17 protein-coding genes are annotated in these 19,968 nt (G+C 59.4%); 5 read left to right on the top strand and 12 right to left on the bottom strand.

What is annotated here, in order from left to right; genetic code table 11:
- Window positions 1-725: 725 nt before the first annotated feature.
- The 5 genes from groL to D3Z90_RS05115 form a co-directional block, all read right to left on the bottom strand.
- Window positions 726-2,378: a chaperonin GroEL gene (gene groL / locus D3Z90_RS05135; RefSeq protein ID WP_136474711.1), complete on the bottom strand. Its 1,653-nt coding sequence runs from the start codon at window positions 2,376-2,378 to the stop codon at window positions 726-728.
- A 47-nt stretch (window positions 2,379-2,425) separates the two neighbouring features.
- Window positions 2,426-2,719: a co-chaperone GroES gene (locus D3Z90_RS05130; RefSeq protein WP_009050540.1), complete on the bottom strand. Its 294-nt coding sequence runs from the start codon at window positions 2,717-2,719 to the stop codon at window positions 2,426-2,428.
- Between the two features lie 255 nt (window positions 2,720-2,974).
- A complete protein-coding gene (locus D3Z90_RS05125; RefSeq protein ID WP_136474710.1) occupies window positions 2,975-3,469 on the bottom strand; it encodes an FxsA family protein in 495 nt (164 codons plus the stop codon).
- A gap of 64 nt (window positions 3,470-3,533) precedes the next feature.
- Entirely contained in the window at window positions 3,534-4,265 is a 732-nt protein-coding gene (locus D3Z90_RS05120; protein WP_136474709.1) for a HugZ family protein, read from the bottom strand.
- 106 nt (window positions 4,266-4,371) lie between these two features.
- Window positions 4,372-5,379, bottom strand: a complete 1,008-nt coding sequence (locus D3Z90_RS05115; protein WP_136474708.1) for a DUF481 domain-containing protein — start codon at window positions 5,377-5,379, stop codon at window positions 4,372-4,374.
- A 150-nt stretch (window positions 5,380-5,529) separates the two neighbouring features.
- Between D3Z90_RS05115 and D3Z90_RS05110 the strand changes: the two genes are divergently transcribed.
- Together D3Z90_RS05110 and D3Z90_RS05105 are read left to right on the top strand one after the other, a co-directional pair.
- Window positions 5,530-5,883, top strand: coding sequence for an MGMT family protein (locus D3Z90_RS05110; protein ID WP_136474707.1), 354 nt, complete (start codon window positions 5,530-5,532; stop codon window positions 5,881-5,883).
- Window positions 5,884-5,926: 43 nt separating this feature from the next.
- Window positions 5,927-7,477 carry an AmpG family muropeptide MFS transporter gene (locus D3Z90_RS05105; RefSeq protein WP_136474706.1) on the top strand — a complete coding sequence of 517 codons (1,551 nt, stop codon included), beginning with the start codon at window positions 5,927-5,929 and terminating at the stop codon, window positions 7,475-7,477.
- Window positions 7,478-7,501: 24 nt separating this feature from the next.
- Here the strand turns inward: D3Z90_RS05105 and D3Z90_RS05100 are convergent, their stop codons facing one another.
- The 3 genes from D3Z90_RS05100 to D3Z90_RS05090 all read right to left on the bottom strand — a co-directional run bounded on the left by D3Z90_RS05100 (window position 7,502) and on the right by D3Z90_RS05090 (window position 10,347).
- Window positions 7,502-8,752, bottom strand: coding sequence for an MFS transporter (locus D3Z90_RS05100; RefSeq protein WP_136474705.1), 1,251 nt, complete (start codon window positions 8,750-8,752; stop codon window positions 7,502-7,504).
- 153 nt (window positions 8,753-8,905) lie between these two features.
- Entirely contained in the window at window positions 8,906-9,685 is a 780-nt protein-coding gene (locus tag D3Z90_RS05095) for a mechanosensitive ion channel family protein (protein ID WP_371922307.1), read from the bottom strand.
- 176 nt (window positions 9,686-9,861) lie between these two features.
- The gene (locus D3Z90_RS05090) at window positions 9,862-10,347 is read right to left on the bottom strand and encodes a YajQ family cyclic di-GMP-binding protein (RefSeq protein WP_136474703.1); all 486 of its coding nucleotides are present in this window, start codon (window positions 10,345-10,347) and stop codon (window positions 9,862-9,864) included.
- Window positions 10,348-10,461: 114 nt separating this feature from the next.
- Between D3Z90_RS05090 and D3Z90_RS05085 the strand changes: the two genes are divergently transcribed.
- From D3Z90_RS05085 to D3Z90_RS05075, 3 genes are read left to right on the top strand one after another with little or no spacing between them, the layout of a single operon-like run.
- Window positions 10,462-11,379: a putative 2-dehydropantoate 2-reductase gene (locus tag D3Z90_RS05085; RefSeq protein ID WP_136474702.1), complete on the top strand. Its 918-nt coding sequence runs from the start codon at window positions 10,462-10,464 to the stop codon at window positions 11,377-11,379.
- A gap of 49 nt (window positions 11,380-11,428) precedes the next feature.
- Window positions 11,429-13,465 carry an ATP-binding protein gene (locus tag D3Z90_RS05080; RefSeq protein ID WP_136474701.1) on the top strand — a complete coding sequence of 679 codons (2,037 nt, stop codon included), beginning with the start codon at window positions 11,429-11,431 and terminating at the stop codon, window positions 13,463-13,465.
- Window positions 13,466-13,467: 2 nt separating this feature from the next.
- Window positions 13,468-14,028 carry a cob(I)yrinic acid a,c-diamide adenosyltransferase gene (locus D3Z90_RS05075; protein ID WP_136474700.1) on the top strand — a complete coding sequence of 187 codons (561 nt, stop codon included), beginning with the start codon at window positions 13,468-13,470 and terminating at the stop codon, window positions 14,026-14,028.
- Window positions 14,029-14,053: 25 nt separating this feature from the next.
- Here D3Z90_RS05075 and D3Z90_RS05070 read toward each other — a convergent pair whose 3' ends face one another.
- From D3Z90_RS05070 to secA, 4 genes are all read right to left on the bottom strand, one after another.
- Window positions 14,054-14,998 (bottom strand): Nudix family hydrolase, encoded by a 945-nt coding sequence (locus D3Z90_RS05070; RefSeq protein ID WP_136474699.1) that lies wholly within the window; start codon window positions 14,996-14,998, stop codon window positions 14,054-14,056.
- Window positions 14,995-15,627, bottom strand: a complete 633-nt coding sequence (locus D3Z90_RS05065) for a glutathione S-transferase (protein WP_136474698.1) — start codon at window positions 15,625-15,627, stop codon at window positions 14,995-14,997. Before D3Z90_RS05065 ends, D3Z90_RS05070 begins: the two co-directional genes overlap by 4 nt.
- 75 nt (window positions 15,628-15,702) lie before the next feature.
- Window positions 15,703-16,920, bottom strand: coding sequence for a bifunctional glutamate N-acetyltransferase/amino-acid acetyltransferase ArgJ (gene argJ / locus D3Z90_RS05060; RefSeq protein WP_136474697.1), 1,218 nt, complete (start codon window positions 16,918-16,920; stop codon window positions 15,703-15,705).
- A 125-nt stretch (window positions 16,921-17,045) separates the two neighbouring features.
- The gene (gene secA, locus D3Z90_RS05055) at window positions 17,046-19,781 is read right to left on the bottom strand and encodes a preprotein translocase subunit SecA (protein WP_136474696.1); all 2,736 of its coding nucleotides are present in this window, start codon (window positions 19,779-19,781) and stop codon (window positions 17,046-17,048) included.
- Window positions 19,782-19,968 lie beyond the last annotated feature (187 nt).

The raw sequence follows: 19,968 nt of genomic DNA, 5'->3' as shown, positions 1-19,968 counted from the left end.
CTTTACGGCGACCCACTTTTGTCGGGGCAAAAGTGGGCATGGGCCTGTCCCTGCATTCGGCCCTACGCTGCGCTCCGGGTTCCCTCATTCCACCCTTGCTCCCGTGGGGACCGCGCCGAAGGGCCGTCCTGGCCCTGCGGCGCTCGCCGGCCATCCATGGCCGTCGCCCCACTCCGCAAGGGCTCCATTCGGCCTGCTGAAGGGACGATTTGTGGCGTCTGCACGATTTGTGCAGGGAGAAGCACAGCAACAGCAACAGCAAGGCGAGGCGAGGCGAGGCGCTGGTGATCAGCTTTTGATGTTGATCTGGCGCTTCTTACATCGTCAGCCCAGACACCCTGGATCGTCCCTTCAGTAGGCTGAGTGTAGGTATTGCGTAGTCGGGTGCAGGCCATGGATGGCCTGCGAGCACCGTAGGGCCAGGACGGCCCTTCGGTGCGGTCCCGACGGGAGCAATGCCGGAGCGAAGGGACCCGGAGCGCAGCGTAGGGCCGAATGCAGGGACACACGGTTTTGGTTCCTTTTGCCAAGACAAAAGGGACCCGCCGTAAGGGCGGAAGGGGCCAACAGCGGCGCCGCATTGAATGGATAAGCTCACAGACTCAAATCCCAGCCCCGCCCCGCCCCGCCCCGCCCCGCCCCAAGATCATACCCTCGGAATTTCGTGAACCAAAAAAAAAGCCCCGCATTAAGCGGGGCTCTTTTCGTAGCGAGGTAAGGCTGGCTTACATCATGCCGCCCATGCCGCCCATACCACCCATGCCGCCCATGTCTGGCATACCGCCGCCAGCAGAGGCTTCAACAGGAGCATCGGCAACCATGGCTTCAGTAGTGATCATCAGACCACCGATCGAAGCGGCAGCTTGCAGCGCCGAACGAGTTACCTTGGCTGGGTCCAGGATGCCCATTTCGATCATGTCGCCGTACTCACCGGTAGCAGCGTTGTAACCGAAGTTACCCGAACCTTGCTTGACCTTGTCGACAACTACGCTTGGCTCGTCGCCGGCGTTGGCAACGATCTGACGCAGTGGGGACTCAACAGCGCGACGCAGCAGTTGGATACCAACGTTCTGGTCTTCGTTGTCGCCTTTAAGGTCAGCAATGGCTTGCAGCGAGCGAACCAGCGCAACACCACCGCCAGGTACCACGCCTTCCTCAACGGCTGCACGGGTAGCGTGCAGGGCGTCTTCAACGCGGGCCTTCTTCTCTTTCATCTCAACTTCGGTGCCAGCACCGACCTTGATCACGGCAACACCGCCAGCCAGCTTGGCCAGACGCTCTTGCAGTTTTTCACGGTCGTAGTCCGAAGAGGTTTCTTCGATCTGGGCACGGATCTGCTTGACGCGTGCTTCGATGTCCGATTCCTGGCCAGCACCGTCGATGATGGTGGTGTTTTCCTTGGACAGGGTTACGCGCTTGGCGTTGCCCAGGTGCTCCAGGGTAGCCGATTCCAGGCTCAGGCCGATTTCTTCGGAAATCACGGTACCGCCAGTCAGGACGGCGATGTCCTGCAGCATGGCTTTGCGGCGGTCGCCGAAGCCTGGTGCCTTGACTGCAGCAACCTTGACGATGCCGCGCATGTTGTTGACTACCAGGGTAGCCAGCGCTTCGCCTTCAACGTCTTCAGCCACGATCAGCAGCGGACGGCCGGCCTTGGCAACAGCTTCCAGAACTGGCAGCAGTTCACGGATGTTGGAGATTTTCTTGTCAACCAGCAGCAGCAGAGGGCCATCCAGCTCGGCGACCATGGTGTCTGGCTTGTTGACGAAGTAAGGAGACAGATAGCCGCGGTCAAACTGCATGCCTTCAACGACAGACAGTTCGTTTTCCAGGCCCGAGCCTTCTTCAACGGTGATCACGCCTTCTTTACCGACTTTTTCCATGGCTTCGGCAATGATGTCGCCGATGGAGTTGTCGGAGTTGGCAGAGATGGTACCTACCTGAGCGATGGCCTTGGAGTCGGCGCAAGGCTTGGACAGGGTCTTCAGTTCTTTAACGATAGCGATGGTAGCTTTGTCGATACCGCGCTTGAGGTCCATCGGGTTCATGCCGGCAGCAACGGCTTTCAGGCCTTCGCTGACGATGGCTTGAGCCAGAACGGTGGCGGTGGTGGTGCCGTCACCCGCTTCGTCGTTGGCCTTGGAGGCAACGTCTTTGAGCAACTGGGCGCCCATGTTCTCGAAAGCGTCTTTGAGTTCGATTTCTTTGGCAACCGAAACACCGTCTTTGGTGATGGTTGGCGCGCCGAAGCTCTTGGCCAGAACAACGTTACGGCCTTTTGGGCCCAGGGTCGCTTTTACAGCGTCAGCCAGAACGTTGACACCAACGAGCATTTTCTTGCGGGCGGAGTCGCCGAATTTTACGTCTTTAGCAGCCATGATCGTTTAATCCTTGAATACTTTGGAGTAACGGGAAACCAGCGGAATCAGCCTTCGATAACAGCGAGAATTTCGTTCTCAGCCATTACCAGCAGGTCTTCGCCGTCAACTTTCACAGTGTTGCTGCCCGAGTAAGGGCCGAAAACCACCTTGTCACCCACTTTCACGGCCAGCGCACGCACTTCACCGTTGTCCAGGATGCGACCGGTACCTACAGCGACGATTTCGCCACGGTTAGGTTTTTCAGCGGCCGAACCTGGCAGAACGATACCGCCAGCGGTTTTCGATTCTTCTTCGCTGCGACGGATAACGACGCGGTCATGCAGAGGACGAAGCTTCATTGTCGATCTCTCCTAATTGTGGTTTTCATCGGCCGGTGTCGACACCGGCAGGTTGATGCTTGCGGCGTAGCCGCTCGTAGCTCGCAGTGCGAACCACCCATGTTATGTCCGGGGCAGATCCCCAGAAACCTTGCGGTAACCCCTACATGAGGTCGCCAAGATCAATTACAAGGCTTGTACATGAAATATTTTGCATTCCAAGCCTCTACAGCAGAACGGCCCCATCAGGGGCCGTTCGGACAAACGTTTGCAGGCTTACAAATCGCGTGGATCGCGGGGCTCACGAGAATCACGATGCTCGTACTCACCCTCGATCACATTCGGTTGACGCGGGTGCGCACCGGGGCCCGGACGGCTTACGAATGGCTCGTCACCAAAGGCACGCTGACGCATTGCCTGGGCTTCGGCGCGCTCACGCATCTTGCGCGCCAGCAGGCGGCGGGTAAACGGCAGCAGAAACACCAGGCCGATCACGTCGCTGATAAAACCAGGCAACAGCAGCAGGCCGCCGCCCAACGCGAGCATCAAACCGTGAAACATGTCTTCGGCTGGCAGTTCTCCGCGCTGCAGGCTCTCACGGGCACGCAGGGCGGTAGCAAGGCCTGCCACCCGCACGACCAGCACACCCAGGGCGGAGCCCGCGATAATCAGCAGCAGCGCCGGGAAGAAGCCGATCGCGGTGCTGACCTTGAAGAACACATACAGCTCCAGCACCGGAAAAATCAGAAACAGCAATAGAAAAGCACGCATCAACGGTTCCTCTGCGCAAGAAGTCCTTGCAGTTAACCTTTAATGGTTGCGAGCAACGGCTTTTTCAAGCCTCGGCACGTTCACGGGCCGGCCATTGATCCGCGCGGGCCAGAAAAACCAGCGCTTCGCGCACTTGTATCGGCGTATTGCAAGGTACCGCGAACGGCAGCCAGTGTACGCCCTGTCCGATACGCAGGTGCATGCCTTCGCTGTCGATCCCGACCATCTGCGCTGGCGTTTCGCGCGGCAGGCCGCTGAGCTGGACGTAATGTTCTATGGCGCTGGCATGATCGCTGTTCATGTGCTCGATCATGCTCAGCTCGGCCTTGCCCGCAAATGGATTGGCCAGGCTCAGGTGATCCACCCAGTGAATGGCACCAAAGCCGCCGATGTAGCGGTGGCGCACTGGCTCGAGCACCCAGAAGTCAAAGTCATGGGCCTTGTGGTAGTTGGCCGATTCGGGGAAATAGCGATAGTAGCGCTCGGCAGCAGCTTCGACGGCCGCTGGATCTTCAATCCTGCGCGCTTGCGCCAGAACCGTCAGGCGGCCGACCGCTTGCACATCCTCGGCATCGCGCTCCCCCACCAGCAAGGAGCACTTGGGGTCTTTCTGCAGGTTATGGGTGTGTTGGGCAATGCGGCTGATCAGTATCAGCGGATTACCCTGTGCATCAAGGCAATACGGCACTACCGAACCGAAGGGAAAGCCAGGCATCGACTTGGAATGGGTCGAGAGGACGCCTCGGTATTCCTTGAGCAGCAATTCCCGGGCTTGTTGTGCGACTTTTGCGCTCACGGTGTAACTCCCGATTCGATAATGTTCTGAGGGCGGGCCGCAGGTGCGATGCGGTCCTTTGGATAACCGTCAAAATAATCATTATCGCCGGGAGTTGCCAGCAGACTTACCAGGCCACACCAAAGCCTGCGGTATAGCGGGTCTTGTCCAGGTCGCTGTCACGGGTACCACTGATGACGTCTTTCTCGGCCTTGAGGTTGAGCGACGCCCATTCGGTGACCTTGTAACGCAGGCCAACCTCGGCATCCAACGCATAGTTGGCCACGCCATCGAGCGGCTTGCCGACTTCGCCGTTGGTGAAGAACTCGACACGCTTGCCAATCAGGTAGCGGTTGTAGTCCCACTTCATGGCCAGGGAATAGAAGTTGTCCTTGCCGCCATCGGCATATTCATAGTCGGTGCGGTTGACCAGCGAGCCCAGGGAGAAAGCGCCCAACTCGTCATCCCAGAACTGGTAACCAGGGCCGGTACCCACGGTACGCTGGCGGGCCAGGTCTTCGATGTGATCACGCTTGTACTCCAGACGCCCCTGCCAGAACCACTTTTCGGTTATGAAGCGGTCGAGTGCGTATTCGGCGCTCCAGTTGTTGGTGGTGGTAACGTCGTCCTTGCTTTCGCGGTTGTATTCACCTTCCGCTTGATGACGCCAGCGGCCGTGGCGTGCGGTGGTCTTGAAGTCGATGTCGTAATCATCGCTATCGGACTCGGCCCGCTTGTAGTCCATGGCCAGGTCGACATTGCCCTTCCACGACAGATCCTCAAGCACAGGCTTGGGTTTCATGATCTGCTGAATACTGGCCAGTTCGACAGTCTTCGGCGCCTCACCATTGGCCAGGATCACCTTGCCATCTTCGGCAGCAGTCAACGACTTGGCTTTCTCGCCAGTGTAAGCATCCTGTTTGACCAGCAGTTCCTGATCGCTTTCCAGCGTCTTGACCTGTTTCCAGTCCAGGGCGATGGAGCCACCGTACTCGGTTTGCAGCAACAGCTTGCCACCATCAAAGACACTGATCTTGCCGCTGAGCCGGTCACCGTTTTTCATCCAGACGGTATCAGCGACCGCCGGCGAACAGGCGGCAACAACAGCGAGGGACAACAAGACTCTAGAAAACATAAGCAATAACGGGCTCTGATTGGCAAAAAGTCGGGCATTATCCAGATACCCGCCTATAGAGCAAGGACAGACCGACCTGATGCAGATGAGTTCAATTAGTGATTGCCCGATAAGCGGGCCAGTTTCTGCGCCAATGCCTGTGAGGGCGCGATGAAGCAGCCCTCTGGTGATCCATCGGAAGATGCCCAGGCCCGACGAATGGCGCTCTACTTGGTGCTTGGGCAAGTGCCCGCGGGCAAGGTGGTCAGCTATGGACAACTTGCCGAATGGGCCGGCCTTGGTCGCGCCGCACGCTGGGTTGGGCGCACCTTGAGCCAATTGCCAGCCGATACCCAGTTGCCTTGGCACAGAGTCCTTGGCGCCGGTGGGCGCTTGAGCCTGGCATTGGGTACACCTTCTGGCGACGAACAACGCGCTCGGCTACGAGCAGAAGGCGTCATTCTGCACAATAATCGTGTGGATATGTTACGCCATGGCTGGCGCCCGATGGAGCACAGCGGTTAGAGTGCGCGCTTTGTTTTCGTAAACTTGAGGCAGATGTTGGCCCATGCCCCGTAAAACCTGGCGCGCTGCGCTCGCTGCCTATGCCAGCCCGTCTACCCTGGTGCTGTTGCTGCTCGGCTTTGCCGCCGGCTTGCCCTACATGCTGGTGTTTTCAACCCTATCGGTATGGCTGCGCGAGGCTGGGGTGGCCCGCGAAACCATTGGATATGCCAGCCTGATTGGCTTGGCCTATGCCTTTAAATGGGTCTGGTCGCCGCTGCTCGACCAATGGCGCCTGCCCTTGCTCGGCAAGCTGGGCCGACGCCGCTCCTGGCTGGTGTTGTCTCAGATCCTGGTGGTTATCGGCCTGGTAGGCATGGGTTTCTGTGATCCGCAAAAGCACTTGTCCTGGCTGATTGCCCTGGCCGTACTGGTCGCCTTCGCTTCTGCCACACAAGATATCGCTGTCGACGCCTATCGTCTGGAAATTGCTGACGATCAGCGCCAGGCTGCCCTGGCCGCCAGTTACATGGCCGGTTACCGGGTCGCAGCGTTGCTCGCCACGGCCGGTGCTTTGTTCTTTGCCGAAGGCTTTGGCTCAACCGGTTTCAGTTACCTGCACAGTGCCTGGACCGGAACCTACGTACTGTTCGGCGTACTCATGCTGCCCGCGGTGATCACCACCTTGCTGATGCGCGAGCCGCCCGTCCCGCTTCGCACCCAATTGTCGGCCGCCCGCTACGGGCTGGTGCACCAGTTGGTGTCAGTGTTCGTGCTGATCATTCTGTTGGTTTCGGTACCTGCAACCTTCACTCAGCTGTACAACACCGACTTCGCCAGCGTGCTGTTCGACGGTATGAGCATGCTCGATCTGCTGCTCGAAGACCGAGCCTTCCTGCGGGCGATCCTGTACATCACCTTGACCACGCTATGCCTGTCGTCCATGGGCCGCCGCGGCCTGGCCCCGGTACTGACGCCGGTCAATGACTTCATTCTTCGCTACCGTTGGCAGGCACTGCTGCTGCTCGGGCTGATCGCGACCTATCGGATGTCCGATACGGTGATGGGCGTGATGGCCAACGTTTTCTACATCGACCAGGGTTTCACCAAGGATCAGATTGCCAGTGTCAGCAAGATCTTCGGCCTGATCATGACGTTGGTCGGTGCCGGGATGGGCGGATTGCTGATTGTGCGTTTCGGCATTTTGCCGATTCTGTTCATTGGCGGCGTAGCGTCGGCGGCGACCAATATCCTGTTCCTGATGCTGGCTGACATGGGCCCCAACTTGCAGATGCTGGTGGTGACCATTTCCCTCGACAACTTCAGCTCAGGCTTGGCCACATCGGCTTTCGTTGCCTACCTGTCGAGCCTGACCAACCTGAAGTTCTCGGCCACCCAATACGCCCTGCTGAGCTCGATCATGCTGCTGTTGCCGCGCCTGATCGGCGGCTACTCCGGCGTTATGGTAGAGAAGTTCGGTTACCACGACTTCTTCCTGATCACCGCGCTGCTCGGTGTGCCCACCTTGATCCTGATCGCCCTGCACTGGCATCAGGAGCAAGGTCGCGGCAAACAGCTACCCGTCGACAGTACTGCGGCCGAACAACGCCCCTGACCGCCCCTGAGGCTGTTGCCGGGGTTACCCCGGCACAGCTTCGGAAGGTACGCTGGATGCGTTCAGAACGATCTTCAGCGGCCATAGCGCCAGCAACCCGGCCAGCCCGGCGGCCATGGCGAAACTCAGCAAGCTGGCACCAGCCCCCATCATCGCCAACAAGGCACCACCCACACCCAACAGAGCAATGGTGATCATCCCGAGCATTGCCGACACCAACCCTTTGCTCTGCTCGCTGGAAAAAAGCGTCATGCGGTACAACACCGCGTTGGCGATACCCAGGCCCAGGGCATACACCGACATGCCCGCTACCAGGGCGGCGACACTTGGCACCAGCCAGGTACCGAGCATCATCGCGAACAACCCCAACAGGAATGGCCAGAGCGCACCGCGAATCAAGGTAGTGAGTGCATAGCGATCGGCAATGCGATTGATCACCAGGTTGCCGAGAATCAGGCCACCGAACACAGGCAACTGCCACAAGGCGTAATGCAGGGTACTCAAACCTTCATCGTGGATCAGCAGCACCGGCGAAAGTCCGATCCAGCCGATCAGTGGCAAGCCAATCAGTCCCAAGGCTGCGCTGCCAGCAACAAAACGTCGGTTGCCAAGCAGTTGGGCGTAACCGGCCAACAAGGTTTTCAGGTGAATCGGCTGGAACGCCAGGCGCGTACCATCGCTGCGTGCTACCCCCAAGGTCTCGGGCATGAACCGGTACAACGCCAGCCACGCCACTACAGCGCTGGCACCAAAGATGACGAACAACCAGCGCCAGGACACCCACTCCAGCAACAAGGTGCCCACCAAAGGCCCAAGTAACGGCGAGAGCAGCGCGATATTGGCCAACAAGGCCATCATCCGCACCGCGTCCGCCTCGCTGAATGCTTCGTTCAAGGCCGGGTAACTGACCGTCACCACGAAGCCCAGGCCAATCCCCTGCAACAGTCGCAGCAGGTTGAAAAGCTCGATGCTCTGCACCCAGAAAGTAGCCAGGCACGTCGCACCAAAAATGGCACAACCAACCAGCAACATCGGCCTGCGGCCATAACGATCCGCCAGCGGGCCGATCAGCCATTGCAGCAGCACACCGCCGAGCAAGTACAAATTGAGTGCGTGAGGAATGAACGCCGGGCTGGCATTCAGATCACTGACCACAACCGGCATGGCTGGCATCACCACATCGCTGGCAACGTAGGTCAGCAACTCGAACAGCGCCAGGGTCATGGCGAACCAGAACGCTCGCAATGGGGTGATATGGATCAAGGGGGTAAGCATGATAAGACCGGACAAACAGAAGTAAGCCAGCCTATATGCCAGAAACACCGAAACGCAGAAAGCGCGAAGACGTGAACAAGTGTAATCCCGGGACCGGCCCGCTCCCACAGGGGATCCTGTGGCAGCGGGCCCGCCCCGCGATCGAGCCGCTGCTTACTGCACAGCCGCTTCCTGCACTACACGGATAACCCGCTGCGGAAAGGGAATGTCGATACCCTCTTCCTTCAGGCGGTCACGTGCATGCTCGTTGAGCATGAACATCACATCCCAGTAGTCAGCCGTGTTGACCCAAACCCGCAAAGACAAGGTGATCGAACTATCGCCTAGCAGCGAGACCACCGCCTGCGGAGCCGGATCCTGGTGGATACGTGGATCCTTGGCCAGGTCCAGGAGCACCTGACGGGCTTTCTGCAGGTCGGCTTCGTAATCGACACCTACATCGAAGACTACCTTGCGGGTAGGCTGGCGGTTGGTGTTGGTGATGATGCCGTTGGACAGGCTGCCGTTAGGCAAAATCACTGTCTTGTTGTCGCCAGTACGCAGCACGGTGTGGAAAATCTGGATGCTGTCGACAGTACCGGCAACGCCCTGGGCTTCGATCCAGTCACCCAGGCGGAATGGACGGAACAGCAGAATCAGCACGCCGCCGGCGAAGTTCGCCAGGCTGCCTTGCAAGGCCAGGCCGATGGCCAGACCCGCGGCACCGATCGCGGCGACGAACGAGGTGGTCTCGATGCCGATCATCGAGGCAACGCTGACCACCAGCAGAATTTTCAGAATGATGTTCGCCAGGCTGCTGATGAAGCCTTGCAGCGCCAGGTCGGCATTGCGCAGCGCCAGCAATCTGCCCAGGCGATAGGTCACCTTGTTGATCACCCACCAGCCAATGGCAAGGGTCAGCAGCGCCAGCAACAGGCGGCTACCGTACTCCATAATCAACGGAACCCACGTTTGCGACGTTTTAACCAGCTGATCGACTTCAGCACTCAAATCCATAATGTTCTCCTGATGCCGAGGGGGCAAAAGCTGTAAAAATCGCGCCGCAATCGTTTCAGCGGCAACAGGAACCTCGGACGCCAAAACAGCGCCAAGGTTCCAAGGCCGCGCAATCAGTCGCGGAAGTTGTTGAACTGCAGTGGCATGCCGAATTCCTTGGCCCGCAAAGCGGCGATGGCTTCCTGCAGGTCGTCACGCTTCTTGCCGGTCACACGTACCTGCTCACCCTGGATGGCCGCCTGGACCTTGAGCTTGGCATCCTTGATGTGGGCGACGATTTTCTTCGCCAGCTCCTTGTCGATACCTTCCTTGAGGGTGGCTTCCTGCTTCATCACCTTGCCGGACGCGTAGGCATCCTTCACTTCCAGGCACTGAACGTCGATCTTGCGCTTGACCAGGGCCAGCTTGAGGATCTCGATCATCGCTTCCAGCTGGAACTCGGCTTCTGCAGTCAGGGTGATGGCCAGATCCTTTTCCTTGAATTCGAAGCTACCCTTGCCCTTGAGGTCATAACGGCGATCCAGATCCTTGACCGCGTTTTCCACTGCGTTGGTGACTTCGTGTTTGTCCAGTTCCGATACCACGTCGAACGACGGCATACCTTCTCTCCAAAAAAATAAACGCACGCTCTCGGCTCTATTGAAAGAGGGCGATGGAGCGCGCAGGGTTTGACGGTTAAAATACCGGCTCATTATAACGGTTGCGAAACGCTGATGAGCAGCACCTGGCATATTCTCGGCGCCGGCAGTCTGGGCAGCCTCTGGGCGTGTCGACTGGCCCGTGCAGGCAAAGCGGTCCGCCTGATCCTACGTGATTGCGCACGTCTTGAAGCCTATCAAGCGACCGGGGGCCTGACCCTGATCGAAAAAGGCCAGGCGCAACTGCATGCAATCCCGGCGCAAACCGTGCAGGACGCCACGCCGATCCACCGACTGCTGGTCGCCTGCAAGGCCTATGATGCCGAACAGGCGGTCGCGCAACTGGCGCCCCGGCTGGTCCATGGCGCCGAACTGATCTTGTTGCAGAACGGCCTCGGCAGCCAGGATGCGGTCGCCAATCAGGCTCCGCACGCCCGCTGTATTTTCGCCTCAAGCACCGAAGGCGCCTTCCGCGAGGCGGACTGGCAGGTGAACTTCGCCGGTCACGGCTTCAACTGGCTGGGCGACCAGGCCAACCCACTGACGCCTGAATGGCTCGCTGACCTCGACGATGCGGCAATTCCCCACCAATGGACGCCAGACATCCTCACCCGCCTGTGGCGCAAGCTGGCGCTCAACTGCGCGATCAATCCGCTGACCGTGTTGCATGACTGCCGCAACGGCGGCCTACAGGAGCACCACTGTGAAGTGGCGACCCTCTGCGCCGAGCTCGCCGAACTGCTACGGTGTTGCGGCCAGACCGAAGCGGCGCAGGGCCTCAACGAGGAAGTGGAACGGGTGATCAAGGCGACCGCAGCCAACTACTCTTCCATGTACCAGGACGTGCGACAGGGCCGCCGTACCGAAATTCATTACTTGCTTGGTCACGCTTGCCGCGTTGCCAGCCGGCATCACCTTGAGCTGCCGCACCTGGAACGCCTCTACCGACGCCTGCTCGAACACTTGAGCGCACGTGGTTTGCCCTGCGACTGAGCACAGCGTTACCCTGCCCTTCACCTTCACACCGGGATCCCGCTCACACATGACATTGCGCGAACGCCTGGAAAACCTGCCGGTCGGGCAAAAATTGCTGGCCGCCCTACTGGTGCTGTTGATCACCATTTTGCTGGTGGCCAACCTGACTTTCATCAGTGCCGCCTACTGGATTTCCCAGGAAAGCATGGCTCCCCAGGCACTGCAGACCATCGGTCGCCTGGTGGCCAACCCGCAACTGGCCTCGCAAGCGGCTGATTCGCCCGAGAACGCCCAGGCCCTGCTCAAGGAACTCGACAGCTATACCCCATTGCGTGCCGCAGCGGTGTACGGCAGCGACGGCAAGCTGCTGGCGCAACTGCAGCATGGCGAACTGTTGCCCCTGCCCACGCGCTTTCGGCATATCGAGAACTGGCGGCTCACCGAGTTTCGCAATACCCAGCTCACCAAGCTGACGCGTCCGGGGGCGCCTCCCGGCTACCTGTTGATGGTGGCTAGCAGCGAACTGCCCATGGCCTTCTACACCGGCATTCTTACCGCCAGCCTGGGGATCCTGGTGTTCAGTATCCTGCTGTGGATGATCATTGCCCGGCAAATCAAGCGCCTGATCACCCAGCCGATCAACTCGCTGGAACAACTGTCTCGTCAGGTGACCCGCGAAGAAAACTACTCCCTGCGCGCCCGGCGCGGCAATGACGACGAAATCGGCAGTCTGGCGGAGGCGTTCAACACCATGCTCTCGCGTATTGAGGCGCGCGAGCAGCAGCTCAAGCGGGCCCGCGACGAGTTCCAGGATGCCTACGACCAGGCTCAGGGCCTGGCCGAGGAAACCCGTCACACGAACCGCAAATTGGAGCTTGAGGTTCAGGTACGCAGCAAGATCGAGAAGAAGCTCACGGGTTTTCAGAACTACCTCAACAGCATCATCGACTCCATGCCCTCGGCACTGATCGCCCTCGACGAGCAGCTTTACGTCACCCAGTGGAACCAGGAAGCCAGTGCGCTTTCCGGAACGCCGTTGGACGAAGCGTTGAACCAGCCGATCTTCCTTGCCTTCGAGCCCCTCAAGCCGTTCCTGCCGCAGTTGAAGGAAAGCGTCGAGAAGCATCGGGTGGCGAAGATCGAACGAGTGACCTGGACCAGGGGCGAAGACGCTCGCCACTACGCGTTGACGTTCTATCCATTGATGGGCGGTGGTGGACGCGGCGTGGTGATTCGTATCGACGACATCACCCAGCGCCTGTCGCTTGAAGAAATGATGGTGCAGTCGGAGAAAATGCTCTCGGTCGGCGGCCTGGCCGCAGGCATGGCCCATGAGATCAACAATCCGCTGGGCGCAATTTTGCATAACGTTCAGAACATCCGCCGTCGCCTGTCGCCGGACCTGGCGAAAAACCAGGAGCAAGCGGGTGAAATCGGCATAGATCTGCCCGTGGTCAACCGCTACCTGGAGAGTCGTGAAGTACCGCAGTTGCTCGACGGCATTCAGCAGGCCGGGGCCCGCGCCGCCAAGATCGTCACCCACATGCTCAGTTTCAGTCGCCGCAGCAACCGACAACTGGCACCCTGCGACTTACCGGCCCTTATCGACCAGGCGGTAGAAATTGCTGGCAATGACTTCGACCTGACCATTGGCTTCGATTTCAAGGGACAAGCGATTGTCCGTCAGTTCGATCCCAATCTGGGCCCGGTACCCTGCACTGCCAACGAATTGGAACAAGTGCTGCTCAATCTTCTGAAAAACGCGGCCCAGGCCATCCACCTGCGCGAAGACGACAGCGAACCGGGACGGATCATCCTGCGCACGCGACTCAATCCCCCTTGGGCAGAGATCCAGGTCGAAGACAACGGTGTCGGCATGCCAGAGGCCGTGCGCAAACGGACCTTCGAGCCCTTTTTCACCACCAAGGAAATTGGTCAGGGCACGGGGCTGGGCTTGTCAGTGTCGTACTTCATCATCACCAACAATCACAAAGGCCAGATGGAGGTGCAATCCGCACCGGGTCAAGGCACCTGCTTTACCTTGCGCCTACCATTGGCTGGCAGTCTGCCGACAGTGGCCGAACCACACAAATTGGAGACATGAACATGGGTTTTCGGTTGTCGAAGATCTACACCCGTACCGGCGACAAGGGCGAAACAGGTCTCGGTGACGGCCGTCGGGTGCCCAAGGATCATCCCCGTATCGAGGCGATCGGCGAAGTCGACAGTCTTAACAGCCAACTCGGCGTGTTGCTCGCCGGACTGGCCGAACACGGGCTGGACGAAGTGACAGCGGTATTGGCCCCCTGCCAACACCGCTTGTTCGACCTGGGTGGCGAGTTGGCAATGCCCAGCTATCAGGCGCTCAATAGCGCCGAGGTCGAACGCCTGGAAGCGGCTATCGATCGCTGGAACGAAGAGCTGGGACCACTGGAAAACTTCATTTTGCCCAGCGGCTCGGCATTGATTGCCCAAGCCCATGTATGCCGCAGCCTGGCGCGTAGCGCCGAACGCCGCTGCCAACAGTTGAACAGCGTCGAACCGTTGGCCGGGGTTGGCCTGGCATACATCAATCGGTTGTCGGATTTGCTGTTTGTGGCGGCGCGCCTGATCGGGCGCCGCCAAGGTGTGGCCGAAGTGCTTTGGCAGGCTGCAGCGAAACCCTGAAGCGTTCATCACCGCAGCCCTTGATTCAGGCCTCAGGCCAGAACGCGCGAATGCCTGCTACACCTTGAGCACCATGCTGCCAGGCCTTCTCCCGCTCGGCAGCACCTACACCACCAAGCAGATACACAGGCTTATTGAAGCCGTCGATCAGTTGCTGTGCCTGCTCCCAGCCAAGCGGCTGGGCATCGGGATGCGTCTGGGTCGCCTGCACCGGTGACAAGGTGACGAAATCCACCCCCATCTGCTCGGCCAGCGCCATTTCCTCGGCGTTATGACACGATGCCGCCAGCCAACGTTCTTTCGGAAACGGACGGCCTTTGCTGGCGTACTTGCGTAGTTGTTCCGAGGTCAGGTGCCAGCCTGCTGAGGGGAAGTCACCCAGCCATTCCAACGGCCCTTTGAGCATCAGTTGCGCCTTGCCCGCACACAGGCCTACTGCGTCGACGGCCACATCACGGTACTTGGGGTCGTACATGTTCGGTGCGCGCAACTGGACCAGTTTGATCCCACCAGCGATGGCTTTCTGAATACCGCGCAACATCTGCGGCACTTCCAGGCCTTCCGGGGTAATGAGGTATTCAGCCGGCAAGCGCGCAGCTGCAACGATCGGCCGGTTGGCTTCAGGAAAATCGTATTGCGCCAATTCGCGGGCCGACACCCAAAGCAGGGGCTGCCCTTCAGCACCATGGGGCTCACCGGTAAAACCTGTGACCTCCCAGACATCAAGCAATACCTGCTTGTCGCTGTAGTCGTGGCTGACCTTGATCAGCGGTCGCGCAGCGCTGACGACGATGCCCAGTTCCTCGTTCAGCTCACGGGCCAGCGCCAGTTCGACAGCCTCGCCCTCCTCGACCTTGCCGCCTGGGAACTCCCACAAACCGCCTTGATGTTGGCTATCGGCGCGACGGGCAATGAGAATACGACCGTCGCCACCGCGAATCACCGCCGCTGCTACATGTATACGTTTCACCCTTCACGCTCCGCCAGGCCAGCCTTTTGCCAGGCCTGAAAGGCCGGCCACTGGTAGATGGTTTCGATATAACTTGCCGCTTCTGCCGGCACATCTGCCCGGTAGGTGCGTAACCGCACGGCAATCGGGGCAAAGAAGGCATCCGCCAACGATGGCTGGCCAAACAGGAAGGGACCGCTCTCTTTGCTGGCAAGACGGCATTCAGACCAGAGGGCGACGATGCGATCGATGTCCACCTGGACGTCCAGCGGAACATGCTCCAGCGCTTCGTCCCGGGACAGGTCGAAAGGCATGTTGCCACGCAAGGCGAAAAAGCCACTGTGCATCTGCGCGCAGGCCGACCGCGCCTGGGCACGGGCGCCCACATCCGTCGGCCACAGATTGGCCTGCGGGTGACGCTCGGCCAAGTACTCGGCAATCGCCAGGGAGTCGGCGATGATGCCGTGCTCGCACTTGAGCAACGGTACCTTGGCGGTAGGGGAATACTCCAACAGGCGCGTACGGGTGTCGGGCTGGTTGAGTTTGATCAGGGTTTCTTCATAGGTTGCGCCGGCCAGCTCAAGGGCCAGGGCGGCGCGCAGCGACCAGGAAGAGTACAGCTTGTCGCCGATGATCAGGTGGTAATTCATGTTCGGCTCCATCGAGGGGACTGTCGCGGAGCGAGCCCGCTCCCACGGTGGGAGCGGGCTTGACCCGCGATCAAGTCAAGTACGGTATTCGGCGTTGATCTTCACATACTCGTGGGACAGGTCGGTGGTCCAGATGGTTTCGCTGCACTGGCCACGGCCCAGCTCGATGCGAATGGTGATTTCTTCCTGGGCCATCACTGCAGAACCCTGCGCCTCAGTGTAGGTCGTGGCGCGACCACCTTTACTGGCAATGCACACATCACCCAAGTACACATCGATCAGGCTAACGTCCAGCTCCGGCACCCCGGCACGCCCCACGGCAGCAAGGATGCGGCCCCAGTTCGGATCGGAGGCGAACAACGCGGTCTTGATCAATGGCGAGTGCGCCACAGCGTAGCCCACATCCAGGCATTCCTGATGGTTGCCGCCGCCGTTGACCTGGACAGTCACGAACTTGGTAGCACCTTCGCCGTCACGGACGATGGCTTGAGCCACCTCCATGCACACTTCGAACACCGCCTTTTTCAGCGCCTCGAACAGTGGGCCACGGGCTTCGGTGACTTGGGCAACATCAGCCTTGCCGGTGGCAATCAACATGCAGCAATCGTTGGTCGAGGTATCGCCATCGATGGTGATGCGGTTGAACGACTTGTTAGCGCCATCGAGCATCAGATCCTTGAGCACCTGGGGCGCGACCTTGGCATCGGTGGCGATGTAACCGAGCATGGTGGCCATGTTCGGACGAATCATCCCGGCGCCTTTGCTGATACCGGTTACGGTGATGGTTACACCGTCGTGCTGGAACTGGCGGCTGGCACCCTTTGGCAAGGTGTCAGTGGTCATGATGCCTGTGGCGGCTTCAGCCCAGTTGTTTTCCGACAGATCATCCAGGGCAGCCTGCAGGGCGCCTTCGATTTTCTCGACCGGCAGTGGCTCGCCGATAACACCTGTAGAAAACGGCAACACCGCGCTGGCATCGACACCGGTCAGCTCAGCCAGCTTGGCGCACGTACGCTCGGCGGCGGCCAGGCCCGGCGCGCCGGTACCAGCGTTGGCATTGCCGGTGTTGGTCAGTAAGTAGCGCACGCTGCCTTGCACGCGCTGCTTGGCCAGGATAACGGGTGCGGCACAAAAGGCGTTGAGGGTGAACACCCCTGCCACACTGGAACCTTCGGCGCAGCGCATGACCACGACGTCCTTGCGCCCCGGGCGCTTGATACCTGCAGAGGCGATACCCAGTTCAAAGCCTGGAACCGGGTGCAACGTTGGCAAAGGACCAAGACCAACAGCCATGTAAGCGCTCCTAGAAAAAGTACACCGGGCCAGATGCCGGTGCTTGAGATGGAACAACGCCGCGACGGCAAGGTACCAGTCGCGGCGTAGTGTTCGTGAATCAGCAGACTGCCGGGTAGAAGACTTTAGTTGATCTGGCCGTGGCAGTGCTTGAACTTCTTGCCCGAACCACACCAGCACAGCTCGTTGCGACCCAACTTCTGATCGTTACGCACCGGAGCCGCGGCGACGGCGACTTCAGCGCCCTCCTCCTGCTCCTCGGCTTGCTCCAGGCCAGGGGCTGCAGCGTGCTGGAACTGCATGCGCGCGGCCAGTTCTTCTGCCTCGCGACGCAGGCGAGCTTCTTCTTCGGCGGGATCTTCGCGGCGTACCTGAACGTGCGAGAGCACGCGGATAGTGTCGCGCTTGATCGACTCGAGCAGTTCCTGGAACAGGTTGAACGACTCGCGCTTGTACTCCTGCTTCGGGTTCTTCTGCGCATAACCACGCAGGTGAATACCGTGACGCAGGTGATCCATGGTCGACAGGTGGTCTTTCCACAGGTCGTCCAGGACACGCAACAGAATCTGCTTCTCGAAGGTACGCAAGGCTTCGGCGCTTGCCTGCTCTTCCTTCTCGTTGTACGCCGCCATCAGCTCGTTCATGAGCTTCTCGCGCAGGGTTTCTTCGTACAGGTGATCGTCTTCGTCGAGCCATTGCTGGATCGGTAGCTTCACCCCGAAATCGCTGGCCAACGCCGCTTCCAGGCCTGCCACGTCCCACTGCTCTGGCAGCGATTGCGGCGGGATGTGCTGGGCAACGGTAGCGTCGAGCACTTCCTGACGGAAGTCAGCGATGGTGTCACCGATATTGTCAGCTGCCAGCAGGCTGTTACGCATGTGGTAGATAACTTTACGTTGCTCGTTGGCCACGTCGTCGAATTCAAGCAGTTGCTTACGAATGTCGAAGTTGCGGCCCTCGACCTTGCGTTGGGCTTTTTCGATGGCATTGGTAACCATGCGATGCTCGATGGCCTCGCCCGATTGCATGCCCAGGGCCTTCATGAAGTTCTTCACCCGATCAGAAGCGAAGATGCGCATCAGGCTGTCTTCCAGCGACAGGTAGAAACGGCTGGAACCCGGGTCACCCTGACGGCCGGCACGACCACGCAGTTGGTTGTCGATACGACGGGACTCGTGACGCTCGGAAGCGATCACATGTAGGCCACCCGACTCGATCACCTGCTGGTGACGCTTCTGCCAGTCGGCCTTGACCTGTGCGATCTGCTCCGGCGTCGGGTTCTCCATTGCTGCGACTTCCACTTCCCAGTTACCGCCCAGGAGGATGTCGGTACCACGACCAGCCATGTTGGTCGCGATAGTCAGTGCACCCGGGCGACCGGCCTGGGCGATGATCTCGGCTTCTTTCTCGTGGTACTTGGCGTTCAGTACCTTGTGATCGATGCCTTCCTTCTGGAGCAGGTTGGACATGTGCTCGGAAGTTTCGATGGTAGCAGTACCTACCAGCACCGGGCGCCCCTGGGCCATGCTTTCCTTGATGTCGGCAATGATTGCGGCGTACTTCTCTTCCGCAGTCAGGTACACCAGGTCGTTGTAGTCCTTACGCGCCAACGGCTTGTTCGGCGGAATGACCATCACGTTGAGGTTGTAGATCTGGGCGAACTCGAAGGCCTCGGTATCAGCTGTACCGGTCATACCGGACAACTTGTTGTAGAGACGGAAGTAGTTCTGGAAGGTGGTCGAAGCCAGGGTCTGGCTTTCCGCCTGAATGTTCAGGTTTTCCTTCGCTTCGATCGCCTGGTGCAGGCCTTCGGACAAGCGACGACCCGGCATGGTACGACCGGTGTGCTCGTCGATCAGCAGGATCTGGCCGTCCTGGACGATGTACTCGACGTTGCGATGGAACAACTTGTGTGCGCGCAGGCCGGCATAGACATGCGTCAACAGGCCCAGGTTGTGCGCCGAGTAGAGGCTCTCGCCTTCGGCCAGTAGACCGACTTGAGCGAGCATCTCTTCGATGAACTGGTGGCCCGCTTCGTTGAGTTCAACCTGACGGCTCTTCTCATCGATCTTGTAATGGCCTTCCTGGGTAACTTCGCCCTCGACTTCCTCGATGTGCTGCTTGAGGCGCGGGATCAGCTTGTTGATTTCGACGTACATCTTGGAGCTGTCTTCGGCCTGGCCGGAGATGATCAGCGGGGTCCGCGCTTCGTCGATCAGGATGGAGTCGACTTCGTCGATCACGGCGAAATTCAGCTCGCGCTGGAATTTCTCTTCCATGCTGAACGCCATGTTGTCGCGCAGGTAGTCGAAACCGAATTCGTTGTTGGTGCCGTAAGTGATATCGGCAGCATAGGCAGCGCGCTTCTCTTCCGGCGGCTGGAACGGCGTGACGACGCCAACAGTCAGACCGAGGAATTCATACAGTGGGCGCATCCAGTTGGCGTCACGGCGTGCCAGGTAGTCGTTGACCGTAACCACGTGCACGCCCTTGCCGGACAATGCGTTGAGGTATACGCCCAGGGTTGCGACCAAGGTCTTGCCTTCACCGGTACGCATTTCTGCGATAGTGCCTTCGTGCAAAGCCATGCCGCCGATCAGCTGGACATCGAAGTGGCGCATGCCCATGACCCGCTTGCCGGCCTCACGCGCGACAGCGAAGGCCTCTGGCAGCAATTGGTCCAGGGTCTCGCCTTTGGCCAGGCGCTCTTTGAACTCTGCGGTTTTTCCACGCAGTTGTTCATCGGAGAGGGCCACCATCTTCTCTTCGAAGGCATTGACGGACTGCACCGCCTTGAGCAGGCGCTTGACCTCACGCTCGTTCTTGCTTCCAAAAAGTTTTTTTAACAAAGGCGCAAACATATCGACAGGATCTTCCACACATAGGGATGGAGGGCGGCCCCGTGAGTCGCCCGTGCAGCCCTTATGGCCGCATGCGAACGAGCATTCTACCCGGAAACGACGGTGAGGAAAGTGGCGGATTTCCACAATGCTGGCACAGCGCTTTGACGGGGCTTTTTTACAATAAGGCCTTTTTTCACAACTTCAA

Origin of the sequence: Pseudomonas sp. DG56-2 (assembly GCF_004803755.1) — a bacterium.
GTDB classification, from domain to species: domain Bacteria; phylum Pseudomonadota; class Gammaproteobacteria; order Pseudomonadales; family Pseudomonadaceae; genus Aquipseudomonas; species Aquipseudomonas auratipiscis.
This window is presented reverse-complemented; position numbering and strand designations above follow the sequence as displayed.